13 protein-coding genes and 1 riboswitch are annotated in these 14,702 nt (G+C 61.1%); of the genes, 5 read left to right on the top strand and 8 right to left on the bottom strand.

Annotation, left to right across the window (positions count from 1 at the left end; translation table 11 throughout):
- Positions 1-163: 163 nt before the first annotated feature.
- Complete coding sequence (locus tag BUE15_RS07415) at positions 164-589, bottom strand: hypothetical protein (protein ID WP_084548892.1); 426 nt, start codon at positions 587-589, stop codon at positions 164-166.
- A 279-nt stretch (positions 590-868) separates the two neighbouring features.
- Positions 869-962: riboswitch (SAM riboswitch) on the top strand.
- A gap of 326 nt (positions 963-1,288) precedes the next feature.
- Here BUE15_RS07415 and BUE15_RS07410 point away from each other — a divergent pair.
- From BUE15_RS07410 to BUE15_RS07400, 3 genes are all read left to right on the top strand, one after another.
- Positions 1,289-2,740: an amino acid permease gene (locus tag BUE15_RS07410; protein ID WP_073282649.1), complete on the top strand. Its 1,452-nt coding sequence runs from the start codon at positions 1,289-1,291 to the stop codon at positions 2,738-2,740.
- 243 nt (positions 2,741-2,983) lie between these two features.
- Complete coding sequence (locus BUE15_RS07405) at positions 2,984-3,802, top strand: universal stress protein (protein WP_073282648.1); 819 nt, start codon at positions 2,984-2,986, stop codon at positions 3,800-3,802.
- Between the two features lie 67 nt (positions 3,803-3,869).
- On the top strand, positions 3,870-4,766 hold the full coding sequence (locus BUE15_RS07400; protein ID WP_244535905.1) for a bestrophin family protein: 897 nt from the start codon (positions 3,870-3,872) through the stop codon (positions 4,764-4,766).
- Positions 4,767-4,786: 20 nt separating this feature from the next.
- Here BUE15_RS07400 and BUE15_RS07395 read toward each other — a convergent pair whose 3' ends face one another.
- The 7 genes from BUE15_RS07395 to pseC all read right to left on the bottom strand — a co-directional run bounded on the left by BUE15_RS07395 (position 4,787) and on the right by pseC (position 13,624).
- Positions 4,787-6,268, bottom strand: coding sequence for a lipopolysaccharide biosynthesis protein (locus BUE15_RS07395; protein ID WP_073282644.1), 1,482 nt, complete (start codon positions 6,266-6,268; stop codon positions 4,787-4,789).
- A gap of 55 nt (positions 6,269-6,323) precedes the next feature.
- Positions 6,324-7,670, bottom strand: a complete 1,347-nt coding sequence (locus tag BUE15_RS07390; protein ID WP_139252176.1) for a DUF7033 domain-containing protein — start codon at positions 7,668-7,670, stop codon at positions 6,324-6,326.
- A gap of 92 nt (positions 7,671-7,762) precedes the next feature.
- On the bottom strand, positions 7,763-9,067 hold the full coding sequence (locus BUE15_RS07385) for a hypothetical protein (RefSeq protein WP_244535904.1): 1,305 nt from the start codon (positions 9,065-9,067) through the stop codon (positions 7,763-7,765).
- An 8-nt stretch (positions 9,068-9,075) separates the two neighbouring features.
- Positions 9,076-10,116 (bottom strand): pseudaminic acid synthase, encoded by a 1,041-nt coding sequence (pseI, locus tag BUE15_RS07380; RefSeq protein ID WP_073282640.1) that lies wholly within the window; start codon positions 10,114-10,116, stop codon positions 9,076-9,078.
- Positions 10,117-10,160: 44 nt separating this feature from the next.
- Positions 10,161-11,654, bottom strand: coding sequence for a UDP-2,4-diacetamido-2,4,6-trideoxy-beta-L-altropyranose hydrolase (pseG, locus tag BUE15_RS07375; protein WP_073282638.1), 1,494 nt, complete (start codon positions 11,652-11,654; stop codon positions 10,161-10,163).
- Positions 11,654-12,379: a cytidylyltransferase domain-containing protein gene (locus BUE15_RS07370; RefSeq protein ID WP_084548891.1), complete on the bottom strand. Its 726-nt coding sequence runs from the start codon at positions 12,377-12,379 to the stop codon at positions 11,654-11,656. Before BUE15_RS07370 ends, pseG begins: the two co-directional genes overlap by 1 nt.
- A 75-nt stretch (positions 12,380-12,454) precedes the next feature.
- Positions 12,455-13,624: a UDP-4-amino-4,6-dideoxy-N-acetyl-beta-L-altrosamine transaminase gene (pseC, locus tag BUE15_RS07365; RefSeq protein WP_073282636.1), complete on the bottom strand. Its 1,170-nt coding sequence runs from the start codon at positions 13,622-13,624 to the stop codon at positions 12,455-12,457.
- A 95-nt stretch (positions 13,625-13,719) separates the two neighbouring features.
- On the opposite strand from pseC, the gene BUE15_RS07360 reads away from it, so the two are divergent.
- Both BUE15_RS07360 and BUE15_RS07355 read left to right on the top strand, forming a co-directional pair.
- On the top strand, positions 13,720-14,400 hold the full coding sequence (locus tag BUE15_RS07360) for a hypothetical protein (RefSeq protein ID WP_073282634.1): 681 nt from the start codon (positions 13,720-13,722) through the stop codon (positions 14,398-14,400).
- A gap of 28 nt (positions 14,401-14,428) precedes the next feature.
- Positions 14,429-14,702, top strand: a 274-nt coding sequence (locus tag BUE15_RS07355; RefSeq protein ID WP_211617602.1) for a hypothetical protein, incomplete at its 3' end; no start/stop codon positions are given.

Here is a 14,702-nt window from a genome sequence, read left to right as displayed (position 1 = left end):
CTGAGCGGAGCGAAGGACCTTCTCACGTCAGCCCGATTGTGTTCCACGTGCGAAGGTCTTTCGCTCCGCTCAGCATGGCAGGGTGTTGTCGAAATCAGGGAGCTAATGCACAAAAAAGCCCCGCCGAAACCGGCGGGGCTTTTTTGTGTCGTCATTGCGAAGGTTAGCCTTTGGCTTTGCGGTGGCCTTTGTGCTTTTCGGCCTTCTCGGCGCGCAGCTGGGCGTATTTCGTGTATTGCTCGGCGCTCAGGATTTGCTTGAGCTGGGCTTCGTAGCGCTCCTTGCCGGCCTTCATTTCCTGGTGGCGCTGGGTTTTGTCGGTAGTGGTGGCTACCTGGCCGCGCTTGGCCTGCATTTCCTTGTGGCGGGCCAGGTGCAGCTCCCGTACCTGCGCGGTTTGGGCAGCCGAGAGGCCGAGCTGTTTGGTGAGGCGCTGGGCAGCCTGGTCGGCGCGCTGCTCAGGCGTTTTCATGGTTTTGCCGGCTTGTTCCATTCGGGCTTTGCGGTCGGGTTTGGCAGGAGCCGTCTGGGCCGAAGCCGCACCAACCGAGAAAGCAAAAGCAGCGAGCAGAATGAGGGTCTTTTTCATGACTGGGGTATTTGAATTGTTGAATTTGCGAAGAAGTACAGCGGCTGTCTGGAAACCGCCTTGAGGCTTGTGAAATCGGTATACGCAACTGAAATGCCAGTTTTTTGCATTCAGTGAGTTTTTGATAAAATAAAAAAAAGTCAATCCGGAGCTTAAACTTCCCGCGCTACAGGCAGTCGGCGGCCGGAAACGGCGCTGCCGCGCACTGCGGGCCGGTTTGTTAATGCGCGCCGCCCCGACGTACCTTTGCCGCATCAATTCTTTACCGACAAAGGATTGTTTTTATAAAGAGGCGCTGAGAGACAGGCTCTGAGAAGCGTCGGCAACCACCCGGACACTGCCGGAACGGTGCCAATTCCTGACCATATAAAAACAAGTTGCCGTGGATTTCCTGCCTCGCCTTACTGCCCGTTTCTCTGTTGCTGCTGTTGTTCCGCGCCCCTTTGCGGCGGAAGCCTGCAGCTGTTGTAGCACGGGCTGTTGTTGTTGCTGAGTGCGCCTGAAACGGCCGTTTGAGGCTGGCTGCGGCCGGCCCGAAATGGGCTAGGCTGATGCCGGCCTGACTTTCCCTTTTCCTCGTATTTCCTGGCTGTCCGGCCCGTTTGCTCCTGCGGCAAGCGGCCCCGCGCTTCTGCCCGTGTCAGAAGGCACCGGCCTATTTACCCATTCACGAAGCCAGGCTTCGTGCTGCCTTATTGTATGCTCAAAAAATCATTGGAACTGTTGCGGCAGGAAGCGGCCGAAACCGGCGCTAACACCCTCAAACGAACCCTGAACGGCTTCAACCTCATCACCATCGGTATCGGGGTGATTATCGGGGCGGGTTTGTTCTCGCTTACGGGCATTGCCGCTGCCAACAACGCCGGCCCGGCCGTTACGCTGTCGTTTCTGGTGGCGGCCATCGGCTGCGCCTTTTCGGCGCTGTGCTACGCCGAGTTTGCGTCCATGGTACCGGTTTCGGGCTCGGCCTATACCTACGCCTACGCTACCATGGGCGAGCTGTTTGCCTGGATTATCGGCTGGGACCTGGTGCTGGAATACTCGGTGGGCGCCGCCACCGTAGCCATCAGCTGGTCGCAGTATCTGCTCCGGTTTCTGGGCAACTATGGCATTCATGTGCCGCCGCAACTGGTTATGTCGCCGTTTGAAACGGCCAAGCTGGCCGATGGTACCCTTGTGCATGGCTTCGTGAATGTGCCGGCCATGCTCATCGTGCTGGCCATCACCATGATTATCATTCGGGGTACGCAGGGCTCGGCGTGGTTCAATGCGCTGGTAGTTACGCTGAAAGTGGCCGTGGTGCTGGTGTTCATCGGGCTGGGCTGGCAGTACATCGATCCGGCCAACTATCAGCCCTACATCCCGCAGAATACCGGCGTGTTCGGGGAGTTTGGCTGGAGCGGCATCCTGCGCGGGGCCGGCGTGGTGTTCTTCGTGTTCATCGGCTTCGATATTGTGGCCACCATGGCGCAGGAAACCAAGAATCCGCAGCGCAACATGCCCATTGGCATCATCGGCTCGCTGCTGGTGTGCACGGTGCTGTTTATGCTGTTCGGCCACGTCATGACCGGGCTGGCCAACTACACCGAGTTCAAAAACAGCGCCGCGCCCGTGGCCATTGCCATCGAGAAAACACCTTATGCCTGGCTGTCGTCGGCCGTGATTCTGGCCATCATCATCGGCTACACCTCCGTGATTCTGGTGGATTTGCTGGGCCAGAGCCGGGTGTTCTTTTCCATGGCCAAAGACGGGTTGCTGCCGCCCGTTTTCTCCCGCATCCACGCCCGGTTCCGCACGCCGCTGCAGTCCAATCTGCTGCTGGGCCTGTTTATTGCGCTGTTTGCCGGCTTCGTCCCGATTTCAGTGGTCGGCGAAATGACGAGCATCGGTACGCTGCTGGCCTTCGTGATGGTGTGCGTCGGGGTGCTGATTATGCGCAAGAAGGAGCCCGATGCGCCGCGCGGCTTCCGCACGCCTTTCGTGCCGCTGGTGCCCATTCTCGGCATCCTCACCTGCGTACTGATGATGGTATCGTTGCCGTGGGAAACGTGGCTGCGGCTGGCCGTGTGGCTGGCGCTTGGGCTGGCCATCTACTACGGCTACGGCCGCAAGCACAGCAAGCTGGGCCAACAGGCGCGGCAAGCCAAGTAGAGTACCTGAAGCGTAACGCAGCAAGAGCCGGGGCAGATGCTCCGGCTCTTGCCGTTTGGGGCCGGCCGAAGCAGGCTGCTAAGGGGACATTGCAGCAAGGCGAATGAGTATAAAGAAAACAGGATTAATTCATTTATAATCTTGGTTTAACTCCTCTTTAATAGCGCGGCTTTTGGTTTGCAGACCAGAAGCCTGACGTGTGGCAGGCCTCTTTTCTACCTAAGGCCGCCAAGGCAAGAGACAATGAAGAGAATCGTAATTCCGACAGACTTAAGCTTGTATTCTGTACATCTGATCCGCTATGCGCTGAACCTGCTACAGGGCCAAACCTGCCATATCACGCTGCTGCAGCTCACACCCTTGCCCGACTCCATCACGGACCTGCTCACGCTGCCCCGCCCCGACCGCGCTCCGCTGGAAAGAAACCCGGAGTTCGGCAAAGCCATAGCGCGGCTGCAGCGGCACTACGCCCTCGAGATAGAAGCCATTCAGGTGGCGCACCTCTACTACGATGGCGCCCAGCAGCTGAAGCAGTACCTGCAAGAGCTCAGCATCGACCTGGTGCTGGCTCCCGTGCCACTTACCCGCCCGGCCAAGGGTGCCGCGCACCTGCATCGGCTGCTGACCAATGCGCCCTGCCCCGTGCTCTACATCCCCGAGTATGGGGAGGCCAGCAAGTTCCGCCGCATTGCGGTGGTGCTGGATGTGGAGGCCAAAACGCCGGAACTGCCCGAGCAGGCGCTCATGGAGCTACTCAGCCGCAACGAGGCCCGCCTCACGTTTTTGCTGGTATTCAAGCCGGGCCGGCACACCGACCAGCTGCAGCGCACCCTCGGCCTGCTGTATTCGGCCCCGCAGCTGGCCGGCATCACCTACTCGGTGCACCTGGTGCAGCAGCGCGACGTGACGGAGGGAGTGCTGGCCTTTCTGGGCGAGTTTGATATCGATTTGGTGGTGGCCAGCGAGAAGAAACGCGTGCTTGGCTCCCTGCGCGCCGGCTCCGGCAGCGCCTTCCGGCAGGCGGCCATCACGGCAAAGGTGCCCTGCCTGGCCGTAGCCTGATTGCTGATAGATAAGGTAGTATAGAAAGCGTGCTTTACGGTTGATTGTCATGTTGTTAAAAACGAAAATGCCGCTCTCCTACGTCTTTGGAAAGATAAAAGTGGAGCTACTGTTTGTGTTTGTATATGCTTCTCTGATTGCCATAGAAGACCGGTTTTTCCATCTCATTTCTATTTCGCTGCCGCTGAGCGTGCCTATGGTGCTGGGTACCGTACTCTCGCTGCTGCTGGCCTTCAAGTCGAACCAGGCCTATGACCGGTGGTGGGAAGCGCGGATTGCCTGGGGCGCCATCGTCAATGATTCACGCTCTTTCGTGCGCCAGGTGCTGTGCTTTGTGGAAGAGCCCTACGACTCGGCCGCAGTGCGGGAGTGGGTCGAGCGGGTCACGCACCGCCAGATAGCCTGGAGCTACAGCCTGGGCATGTCGCTGCGCCACCGCATGGACCTGTCGGTGCTGCAGAAATACTTGTCGGCTGAGGATATGGCCTTCGTTTCGAGGCACGAAAACGTGCCGAACGCGCTGCTGGACCTGCACGCGCAGGACCTGCGCTTCGCCCTGCAGGAGGGCTGGCTGAACGCCTATCAGCAGGTGGAGCTAGACAACACGCTCACCCGCCTGACGGATTCGATGGGGCGCTGTGAGAGGATAAAGAACACCGTATTTCCGGTGACTTACACCCTCTACATTCATTTTTCGCTGTTTTTCTTCGTGCTACTGCTGCCTTTCGCGCTCATCGAAATATTCGGTGTGCTGGAAGTACTGATAGTGCTGGCCATTTCGTCGTCGTTCTTTCTGATCGAGAAAATGGCCATTCATCTGCAGGACCCCTTCGAAGGCAAGCCCACAGACACCCCCATGACGGCCATTGCCCGCACCATTGAGCGCAACCTGCGGCAAATGATTGGGGAAAGGGACACCAGCAAGGAAACGGCGCGGGCCGACAGCACCTATTATGTGATGTAGCTCCTTGCTGCTCAATGGCCTTACCGCTTCCGGACGCGCCTCCGGAGCTTCAGCAGCACCTCCCGCACCTGGGGCTCGGCGTTGGTAAGCAGCAGCAGGCCGCTATATACCACCGTCAGCAGGGAGGAGCGCAGCAGCATCGTGACGAAGAGCGAATGCACGAACGGCACCAGCCAGGCCGCCAGACCGGCGGCGGCGGCCACCAGCAGGATCAGCGGAACGCGCCGGTCGAAGGGCTGCAACCCGAAGCTGTGCCATACAAACCACGTGCGGGCTATGTTGATGGTAACCAGGGCAATGGCCGCCGCTACAGCCGCGCCGGTCAGGCCCATACGCGGAATCAGCAGCAGGTTCATGAGCACCGTGGCGGCGGCCAGCGAGGCATTGAACAGCAAATCGTAGCGGTAGCGCGGCGACGTGACGACGATAAGCCCGTTCACGCCCGTAATACCGTCGAAGAGGCGGCCGGCCAGCAGAATCAGCACCGAGGTGGCGCCGGCAGCATAGGCGGGTTTCATCTGGGCAAAGATGAAGTCGAGGTTGAGAGCAATGCCCAGCGCCAGATAGCAGCCCAGCAGCGTGTTGAGGCGGGTAGTGCGCTGGTAGAAATCGGCCATGCGCGGCAGGTCCTGGTCTTTCCAGTAGTCGGCCAGCAGCGGAAAGGCAATCTTGTACAGGGCCCGAAACGGCAGTACCAGCGCTGTGCTGATGAAAAATGCCACGCTGTACACGCCCGCCCCATCGAAGTTCACCTTCGAGCCCACCATCAGCGAGTCGATGGTGGTGATGATGACGCCAGACACGTTGCCCAGCAGCGCAAAGGCCCCGAAGCTGAGCATCTCGCGCAGGGGCCGTACGCCCAGCACTGCCCGCGTGGGCCGCAGGTGCAGCTCCCCGATAAAAGCCGTGTAGACCGTGAGCAGCAGTGCAATACTGCTATTGACGCCGATGTACCAGAGCACGTAGCCGTGAAAATCGAGGTAGCCGCTGCCGAAGAGCAGCGCGCCGGCCGTAATGAGCAGGCGCAGAACTATTTCCTGTGAGAAAGAGGAAAAGGCGGTGTGGTAGAGGGCTTTCAGGTAGGCGTCCTGCAGGTTGAGCAGCAGCGTAAACAAGGCCAGCACCAGGCCCCACCCATAATACTGGTTGAGTAGCGCCGCGTCATCGTCGTACCAGCTCAGCACCAGCGGCTTGCCGAGCAGGTATAGCGCCGCTACCAGCGCAAATCCCAGCAGCGGCACGCCCAGCAGAAACGGCAGAAACCCGTGGTGCCCCGCCTCACGCTGCCGGAAATATGGGAAAAACCGAATGCCCATATTGCCGAATCCGAAGGCCGATACCTGCGCAAACATGGTGGCCAGCGCCACCAGCACGCTGGTCAGGCCTATCTGGTGCGGCTCCAGCACTTTGGGCAGCACCAGCACCGTATTCACGAAGCCCAGCGCCAGCCCGACGTAAGAAATAACCGTGTTGCGCAGCCCCTGCCGCCGAACTATGCCCAAAATAGTGGTGAGGTGAGGTGGTAATGAGGTAATAGGTCTGTTTCCTTCGCGCCGCTCAGGATGACAGATGGCGCATTGTTGCGCAAATATCTGCGCCGTTGACGAAGGCCGTGTTACGGCTGCGAAGGTACTGCATCAGTTCCGCGAACTGGCGCGGGCCGGTGGTTTCGTTGGCCGGGTCGAAGTGGTCGTTGTGCCAGAGCAGCGTGCACACGCCCCCAAACCGCTCAATCTCCTGGAACATGGGCGTGAGAGCGGGCAGAATTTCCTCCGGCCCCAACTGCAGGTAGTTAGGATGATGCAGCGTGGCATCCATCACATTAAGTGGGATTTCCAGGAAGTCGAAAGGCTTGCCGGCCAGAAAATTGAACGGCTGAAACGGCAGGCAATAGGAGTGACGGAAGCCGAAATGCTCCGCAAATCCCAGCGTCGAGTCGTAGGCAATTCCGGTCTCAGCCAGAACGAAAGGGGTAGTGCGCGGCTCCCAGTACAGGTAGTGAAACCGGTTGCCAAGCACTTTTCCGGGGAGCTGAGCGCATTGCTTCCGCAGTTTCTGGGGGTTGGTGGAGGTGCCGATGCTGCCATGCACGGCCAGTTCGGCCCCGTTTTTCAGCAGCTCAGCTGACCGCCGATAGATAGTGGAGAAGATATAGTCGGCATTGGGAGTACCGTTTGCTGCTTTCTGGTGTTCCGGCAACAGAAAAAAGGTGCTTCTGGCACCATATCCGTGAATTATTTTTTGTACTATCTCTAGATTGTTCCAGGCGTCAGGTTGGGTGAAATGACGCCAGATATGCTGCCCGAAGCGTAGCCAGTTGCGCTGGTGCAGAGCCGCTTTGGCAGGCGCCTTCCAGGCACTGTGCAGCTCGTCGATATCGTGCGTGATGAAGGTGGCGAAAGGCGCGCCATCTACCCAGCAGCGCGGAGTCAGGGGTTGTCCTGCCGCATGCTCTACGGCCGTTTTCAGGATATCGAAGTAGTGGTTTACTACTGGCACGGCCACGAAGCCGTAGCGCTGCTGCACGCTGGCCGCGTACGGAAAACGGCCGTGCCGGTCCCGTTCATCAGAGAAGAACTCCTGCCAGCCGCTGAGCAGATAAAAGGCCGCCGCAAACAGGTCGAAGTTGATGCGCGCGCGGTTGCCGGGCAGCAGCTCCAGCAGTGGCTGCTCCGGATGGGGGGCGAAGAAAAACGGCAGCTCTCGGCCCCGCCAAGTCCGATGTGCCGGAGCGGCAGGGTAGGGTTCCTGGCCCGCAAAAAAACCGTCGGCGCAATCAGCTATTTCCACCTGTGGCTGCTCACTCGCGTAGCCTATAGCTACACCAACCGGTACGGACTCATAAGCCTGCCAGAAATGGTGCAGCACGTACGCTCGCCGCACTTCGGCTGAAACAGGTGCCACGGAAGGAAGAGGAGGGAGTATCACGCCAAGTTGGAAATGGCCGGCACCTGCCAGCGGCTGCCAGTGCTGCTGAGAGCAGGCGAAGCTAAGCCTTACGCCACAGTTTTCAGCCACTCATCGAGCAGCCGTGCCGCGCGCTGCTGGCTGTGGCCTTCGTCAGGGGTGCCGAGCGTGGCATTGTAGTAGGCCGCACGCTGGTACAAGTCGGCCGGTTTGTACTGCTGATAGCGGCGCAGCAGCGCTGCCAATTCCGGCAGTGTGCGGGCGCGCTCTACCAGGCCACGCGCCACGTAGCCATAGTAGTCGTCGGCCACGGCATGGGTGCCGAAACGGAAATACAGGCTTGCTACATTCAGCAAGGTAGCTTCCAGATGCGTGCTGGTGTCGGCGGCTATCAGGGCATCCTGCTGCTGCAGAAACTCGAACACGTTTTCGTTGCGTGCATCCGAAAACAGCAGTTGTGGGTGCTGGTGGCCTAAAAACCGAAAGTCGCGCGGGTCGCCGGGGTGGGGGCGGAAGGTGAAAACGAGCGTCGGAAATTCGTCCACAAGATACGCCACCGTTTCTGTAATAGCCTCGGTGCTGTCCAGCGTGTTGCACGCAATTCCCACCCGCTGCACCCGCGGATGCTGGTTTTTGCGAGCTAGAAAAGCATCCGCTTTCGGCATTCCTATCAGCTCTACTCGGCCACGTACCGGCCCGCACTGCCGGTATTTGTCCAGCGCATCCTGGCCTTCCAGCAAACTCAGGTCGAAGCCCAGCGGCGGGAAGTTGGTGCTGACGCTGGCGTGCTGCACGTAGGCAGTCGGGATGCCTTCGGTCTGGCAGGCCAGCAGCAGGGCGCGCGCATCGTCGTTATGGTCGTTGGCGAAGACCACCGCTTTAGGTCGATAGTGACGAAGAGCCCTCCGGTATACCTCGTAGTAGCCGATGGCGTTAAAAACAAGGTCGAAAAACCGCCAGGCCCGCGCCCCTTCCGTGCGCCGCAGCCCAAGTAGCGCCAGTGGAAACTGCCAGTAGTATAGCAGCTTCCGCCGCAACGACAGCCGGTTCACCACCGCGTTGTAGCGCCCAATCTGCTTGCTTTGGCTGGCTACCAGCACGGCGTCCGGCCGGGTGTCCCGCAGAAATTGAAGCGCTTCGTAGTTGTTCTGGCTCACCACGTACAGCCACACCGCCCCCCGTAGCTGCTCCGGGTTGCGCACGGGCTGAAATACGTTGCCTACCAGCCGTAGTCCCGCGTAGCCCAGCACCTTTGCCAGCCGCTTCAGCGGATTTGCCGGCGAAATGGGCTCCAGCATACGGGGCGGCAGGGCCGCAAACAGGTCCGTGAACCGCAGCTGCAGTATGTCGCGCAGACGGGCCGTAATAGTGGGCGGTACGGGAGCAGCGGGCATAAACTGGCCTACAGAGCGTCCCAGGTAAGCGGCGTACCGGCCGCCAGATTCTGCCGGGCGGGTTTGCCCAGCAGCTGGTCGTAGTAGCGGGGGGGCAGACCGTCACCAGGGCGCACCACGCGCAGGTTTTCAGTCGTGAACAACTCGCCGGCCCGGATGTCCTGGGCCACGTAGAGGCTGCGTTTGTAGAGGCGGCTTTTCTCCTCGGCGCGCTGCACCCCATACTGCACCTGCCCCAGCGCCTGCCAGGCTCGCTCGGTTTCCGTGACCAGCTGGGCTACTTCCTCAGGTTCCAATGAAAACGCCGAATCCACGCCGCCATCGGCGCGGCGTAGGGTTACGTGCTTTTCTACCACGCAGGCTCCCAGAGCCACGGCGGCTACGGCGGCGCCCACGCCCATGGTGTGGTCGGAGAGGCCTACCAGGGCATCGGGGAAGAGCTGCTGGAAGTGCGGGAGGGTGCGCAGGTTGGTGTTCTGGGGCGTGGCGGGGTAGGTGCTGGTGCACTTCAGCAGCACCAACTCGCGGCAGCCGGCTTCGCGCAGCACCTGCACCGCCTCGGCCACTTCGGCCAGCGTGCTGGCGCCCGTGCTCATAATCACGGGCTTGCCGGTAGCGGCCACGCGGCGCAGCAAGGGCCAGTCGGTGTTTTCGAAGGAGGCAATCTTGTAGGCCGGCACGTCCAGGGTTTCCAGGAAATCCACGGCCGTTTCATCGAAAGGCGAGCTAAACGCCAGCATGCCGTGCTGCCGGGCCCGCTCAAACAGCGGCTGGTGCCACTCCCAGGGCGTGTGCGCCTCCTGGTACAGCTCGTGCAGCTCGCGCCCAAACCACAGCGAATTGGGGTCGTCTATGCGGTAGGCGCCGGGCAGCGTCATCGTGTCGGCGGTGTAGGTCTGCAGCTTAATGGCGTGGGCACCAGCCGCGGCCATGGCATCCACAATGGCCAGGCCGCGGTTGAGGTCCTGGTTGTGGTTGCCGCTGAGCTCGGCAATAATAAGCGGCGGCTGGTCGGAGCCAATGAGGCGGGAGCCAAAGGAGATATTCATACTGCAAAGAAACGAAGGCCGCACCGAAGCGCCGCGGCTCCTGTCTAAACTCCTGCAGCTTCCCAAACAAACGAGACAGAGTTGGGGGCCGGCGTGAGGGGCTGGGTAGATAAGCGAAAGCCAGCCCGCTCGAAAGCCTTTAATGAAGCTGTATTAGTGGTTTGCACGTGCCCCAGCACCTGCTGTGCCTGCGGGAAATGCTGCACCGCTAAGCGGGTGCCCGCCAGCAGCAGCAGCGGCGCCAGTCCCCGGCCCCGGTAGGCAGCATCAAGCAGGTAGCTGAGCGTGGCTTGCGTGCTCTCCAACTGAAACCGGATCAGCCCTACCGGCCGGCCCGACGCAGCGTCTTCGGCCACCAGCAGTAAGCTGTTCGCGTCGGCGAGGCGAGCGGCAAACCACCGTTCGTGCTCCGCCTGCGGCACCGGGTTGGGGTTGAATGAATGCTGCCGAACCGTGGGGTCGTTGGTCCAGGCCAGCAGCTGGGCCGAGTCGGTGGGGCGGGCGGGGCGCAGGTGAAACGGCGGAGCCGGCAGCTGCAGGGCCCGGAACTCCTGGCGCAGCCGCACCGGCGCCAGGCCATCAAATACCTGCCGCTGCCGTTGCCGTAGCTGCGCCGCCAGTTTGCCCGCTTCCGCCGAAGTCAGCACATTCGGGGCGCTGGGGTAGGGCAGGGCCAGCCCTGTTTCGCGCAGATACTGATTGATATCGTGCTGGTTATCGGCCACGGGCAGCAGCAGCAGGATGCCGCCACCCGCCGCGCAATACTCGTAGCTGACGGTGCTAGGCGAGCACACGGCCGCCCCGCACCGGCGCATCAGCCCCACCAACTCGTCCGCCGGCAGATTGCGGTGCAGCACGAGGCGAGGCTGCTGCACCGCCCAGGCGTGCAGCTCGTCCCAGCCGGCATAGGCACTGCCCAGCACGGCGTGTACCTGCACCACCGTGGGCAGCGCCAGCAGGGCCGCCGCTACATGCCGCGTCTGGTGCGTGGGGTCGGCCCCACCGAGGCAGACCAATACGGTATCGGGCGGGGCAGTGGAGGCGGGCTCTTGGGAAGCCTGACGGAAAACCCGCCGCAGCGGCGCGTAGGCCGGGCCAGCCAGCAGGCGCGCGCCGGGCTGGCGCATTTCATACTGGCTGAGGCTGATGCCGCCTGCCGGATTCAGAACCATATCGGCGGCCAGCGGAAAGCTGTGCAGATCATCCAGGTACACGAGGCGGGCCACCGCGCCGCGCACCGTATGCTGGTAGCTGTAGGTGAAAGCATAGCCGTCGAGCACCAGAATATCGGTAGCGCGCAGGATGTGGCGTACCAACCACGCGGCTTCTTCGGCCAGCGGCTGCACGGGCACTTCCAGCACGGTGCAGCCGGCCGCTGCAAGCTGGGCCTGTAGCTTCGGGCCGGGTTCCCGCACCAGAAACAGGCACTCAGTGGCTTCCTCGCGCAGGATTTCCGCCAGCGCCAGTAGCCGCATCACGTGGCCCAGCCCAATGCGGGAGTTGCCGTCGGCGCGCAGGAGCAGGCGGGGAAGAGGCATCAGAGTTTTTTCTGTTCGATGTGAGCGTTCAGGGCCACCAGCTCGGGGTGCTGGTCCAGCAGCGCAATCAGGTCTTCGGCGGAAAGCGTGGCGGCCCCGTAGGTTTCTATTAGCTGCCGCATCAGCTCGAAATCTTCGGCCGTATCCACGGTGAGGCGGTAGCTGCTGCGGTCAGTGGGGCGCGTGATATGCCGGAACCGGACGCGGCCGGAGCGGTTCTGATGAATGTACGGCGTCACATGCTCCCGGTCGGAGGGCAGCGTGGCCCGCTCGAAAGCTTCTTCCAGCAGCTCCCGCGAAAACACCTCGAAGTCGAAGCCGCGCGGAAACGTGCGCTCCAGCACATTTGACAGGTACAGGCGCGGATCGTTGGCCTGCAGGTATTCCTGCACCCCTTCGGCCAGTACCTCGCCATCAAGCAGCGGACAGTCGGAAGTCACGCGCACAAGTACGTCCAGCTTATGCTGGACCGCGCACAACCAGTAGCGGCTCAGCACGTCGTGCTCGTCGCCGCGGGTGCAGGGCAGCTGGTAGGTTTCGGCAAAAGCCGCCAGCGGATCATCGGTGGCATTCGTGGTAGTAGCCAGATACAGCGGTAAGCCGCTGGCTTGCAGCCGCGCCACGTGGTAGTGCAGCAGAGGCTGGCCCGCCACCGGCAGCAGCACTTTGCCCGGCAGCCGGGTGCTGGTCATGCGGGCCTGCGAAATGATGCCAACGTTTTGCAATGAGTGGATGCGTGAGTGAGTGGATGAGTGAATGGGCGGAAGCTTGAAGCAGGTATTCGGCTACTTCACGTGTGCTTATTCAGCCACAATTTCCCGAATGCAGTCGATGACGTACTGCTGCTCCTCATCTGAGAGGCTGGGGAAAAGCGGGATGCTGAGGCAGTGCGCATAATAGGTTTCAGCCAGCGGAAAGTTGCCGGGCTGCCAGCCCAGGTCCTGGTAGTAGGGCATCGTATGCACCGGAATGTAGTGCACCTGCGCAAAAATCTGCCGCTCGCGCAGCGCGTCATACAGGGCTTTGCGGTCGGGCACCTGAATCACGTAGAGGTGGTAGGCGTGGCCCTCAGTGGCGGCCAGCGGCTGCACGGCGGGCATTTCGGCAAAAGCGGCATCGTAGCGGGCGGCCAGCTGGCGGCGGCGGGCCAGGCCCTCGTCGGCGCGGGTCAGCTGGCTGATACCCAGCGCGCAGAGCATGTCGGGCATGCGGTAGTTGTAGCCCAGCTCCTGCATTTCCATGTACCAGCCGCCGTCGTTGCGGCTCATCTGGCCTGGGTCCTTCGTGATGCCGTGCGTGCGCAGCTTCAGCAGCTCCTGGTACAGGTCTTCGCGGTTGGTCGTGATCATGCCGCCCTCGCCAGTCGCAATGTGCTTGACGGGGTGAAAGCTGAAGATGGCCAGGTCGGCAAACTGCCCGTTGCCGCAGCGCTGCTCCCGGCCCTGCGAGTCGGTGAAAAAGCCGCCCGGCGCGTGGCAGGCGTCCTCGATAATCCAGAGGCCAAACTCGTCGGCCAGCTGCCGGGCTTGCTCCAGATTCACGGCCAGCCCGGCAAAGTCCACCGGAATCAAACCGTGGAAGTGGCCCTTGGGGTGGCTTTCCAGCAGCCGGCGCACCGCCTGTAGGTCAATCAGGGCCGTGGCTGGGTCAATGTCCGCGAAATGTACTTCACCGCCGCAGTAGCGCACGCAGTTGGCAGAGGCCGCGAAGGTGATGGGCGTGGTGATGACGCGCTGGCCGGGCTGCACGCCCAGCGCCAGCGCACACAGGTGTAGCGCTGCTGTGCCGTTGCTCACAGCCACCGCATACTTCACCCCAATGTATTCCGCGAATTTCTCCTCAAACTCAGCCACCTTCGGGCCCTGCGTAAGGTAGTCGGAGTGCAGAGTTTCCACCACAGCCTGCACATCCTCATTGGTGATGTGCTGGCGGCCGTAGGCAATGGGACGGGAGGGCTGGAAAGTGGGCATGAGGGCAAAAATACGCAACCGGGCGGCATTGCATACTTCCTGGTTTCGGTTAATTTTACCAGTATCTGTTGCTATCAGAATATTAGGTTGGCTATATGAAACAACTATGCCCCATCAGCCTGCTGCTCGGTCTGCTTTGTGGCTGGTTGCAGCCCGAAGCTCTGGCGCAACGGGAGTATTACAACTGGTATTTTGGCAATAGAGCCGGGATAAGCTTTCTGAGTGGCGCGGCCGCCCCGCTTCCCCTAGGCGCGCCAGACCTGTACCGGGATGTCTGCTCCGTTTCGGATAGTGCCGGTACGCTGCAGTTTATAGCAGAAGGCAACCGAATCCTGAACCGCAATTTTCAGCTGATGGTCGGAGGGCAACTCGGCGGACCTGTATATTTCGGATATGAAGTAATGGCGCTGCCCCAGCCCGGCCGGCCGGGGCGCTACTATGTATTCACCCCTAAGCACTGGGTAGATATCGGTTTGACCACAAATTACCCGCCGCCCAACCTCACCTATTTCGTGGTGGATATGCGTCGGCAGGGAGGCCTGGGAGAAGTAGTAGCCCGAGACAGTCTGATACAACTGCCTCAGGGGACTGTTACTGGTAATCAGGGCTTGGCTGCAACCGACATTGCTGCCGTTCGGCATGCCAATGGCCGGGATATGTGGTTAATCATAAAGACAGACCAACAGAATTACCTTAGCTTCCTGCTCAACGATACCGGCGTGCACCCGCAGCCCGTCATTACAGTAGACCTAATTCGGAAAAGGTGGCTAAGTTAATCCGCGAGGAGCAGCCGTAGATTTGGGCATGGATTACCGTGCCTTACGCGAGCGGCCCCGGCAGTTTCTGGCCCTGACCAGCCTGCACGTGGCCGAGTTTGACGACTTGCTCACCGCCTTCGCGCCGGCCTGGGAGCGGCACCACCGCTGGCATACGCTGGCGGGGAAGCGGCGGCAGTTTCCGGCTCACCGCGAACGGCCGACGGCGGTGCTGGCGGGCAGCGATGTGAAGCTGTTTTTTCTGCTCACCTACCTGAAAAGCAATGCCCTGCAAGAACACCAGGCGGCCAGTTTTGGCGTTT

Origin of the sequence: Hymenobacter psychrotolerans DSM 18569, from assembly GCF_900142395.1 — a bacterium.
GTDB lineage: Bacteria > Bacteroidota > Bacteroidia > Cytophagales > Hymenobacteraceae > Hymenobacter > Hymenobacter psychrotolerans.
This window is presented reverse-complemented; position numbering and strand designations above follow the sequence as displayed.

What these genes read in the sequence shown, in the direction of transcription:
- BUE15_RS07415 (WP_084548892.1), bottom strand. Translation starts at nt 589, where the DNA reads ATGAAAAAGACCCTCATTCTGCTCGCTGCTTTTGCTTTCTCGGTTGGT.
- BUE15_RS07410 (WP_073282649.1), top strand. Translation starts at nt 1,289, where the DNA reads ATGCTCAAAAAATCATTGGAACTGTTGCGGCAGGAAGCGGCCGAAACC.
- BUE15_RS07405 (WP_073282648.1), top strand. Translation starts at nt 2,984, where the DNA reads ATGAAGAGAATCGTAATTCCGACAGACTTAAGCTTGTATTCTGTACAT.
- BUE15_RS07400 (WP_244535905.1), top strand. Translation starts at nt 3,870, where the DNA reads ATGCCGCTCTCCTACGTCTTTGGAAAGATAAAAGTGGAGCTACTGTTT.
- BUE15_RS07385 (WP_244535904.1), bottom strand. Translation starts at nt 9,067, where the DNA reads ATGCCCGCTGCTCCCGTACCGCCCACTATTACGGCCCGTCTGCGCGAC.
- pseI (WP_073282640.1), bottom strand. Translation starts at nt 10,116, where the DNA reads ATGAATATCTCCTTTGGCTCCCGCCTCATTGGCTCCGACCAGCCGCCG.
- pseG (WP_073282638.1), bottom strand. Translation starts at nt 11,654, where the DNA reads ATGCCTCTTCCCCGCCTGCTCCTGCGCGCCGACGGCAACTCCCGCATT.
- pseC (WP_073282636.1), bottom strand. Translation starts at nt 13,624, where the DNA reads ATGCCCACTTTCCAGCCCTCCCGTCCCATTGCCTACGGCCGCCAGCAC.
- BUE15_RS07360 (WP_073282634.1), top strand. Translation starts at nt 13,720, where the DNA reads ATGAAACAACTATGCCCCATCAGCCTGCTGCTCGGTCTGCTTTGTGGC.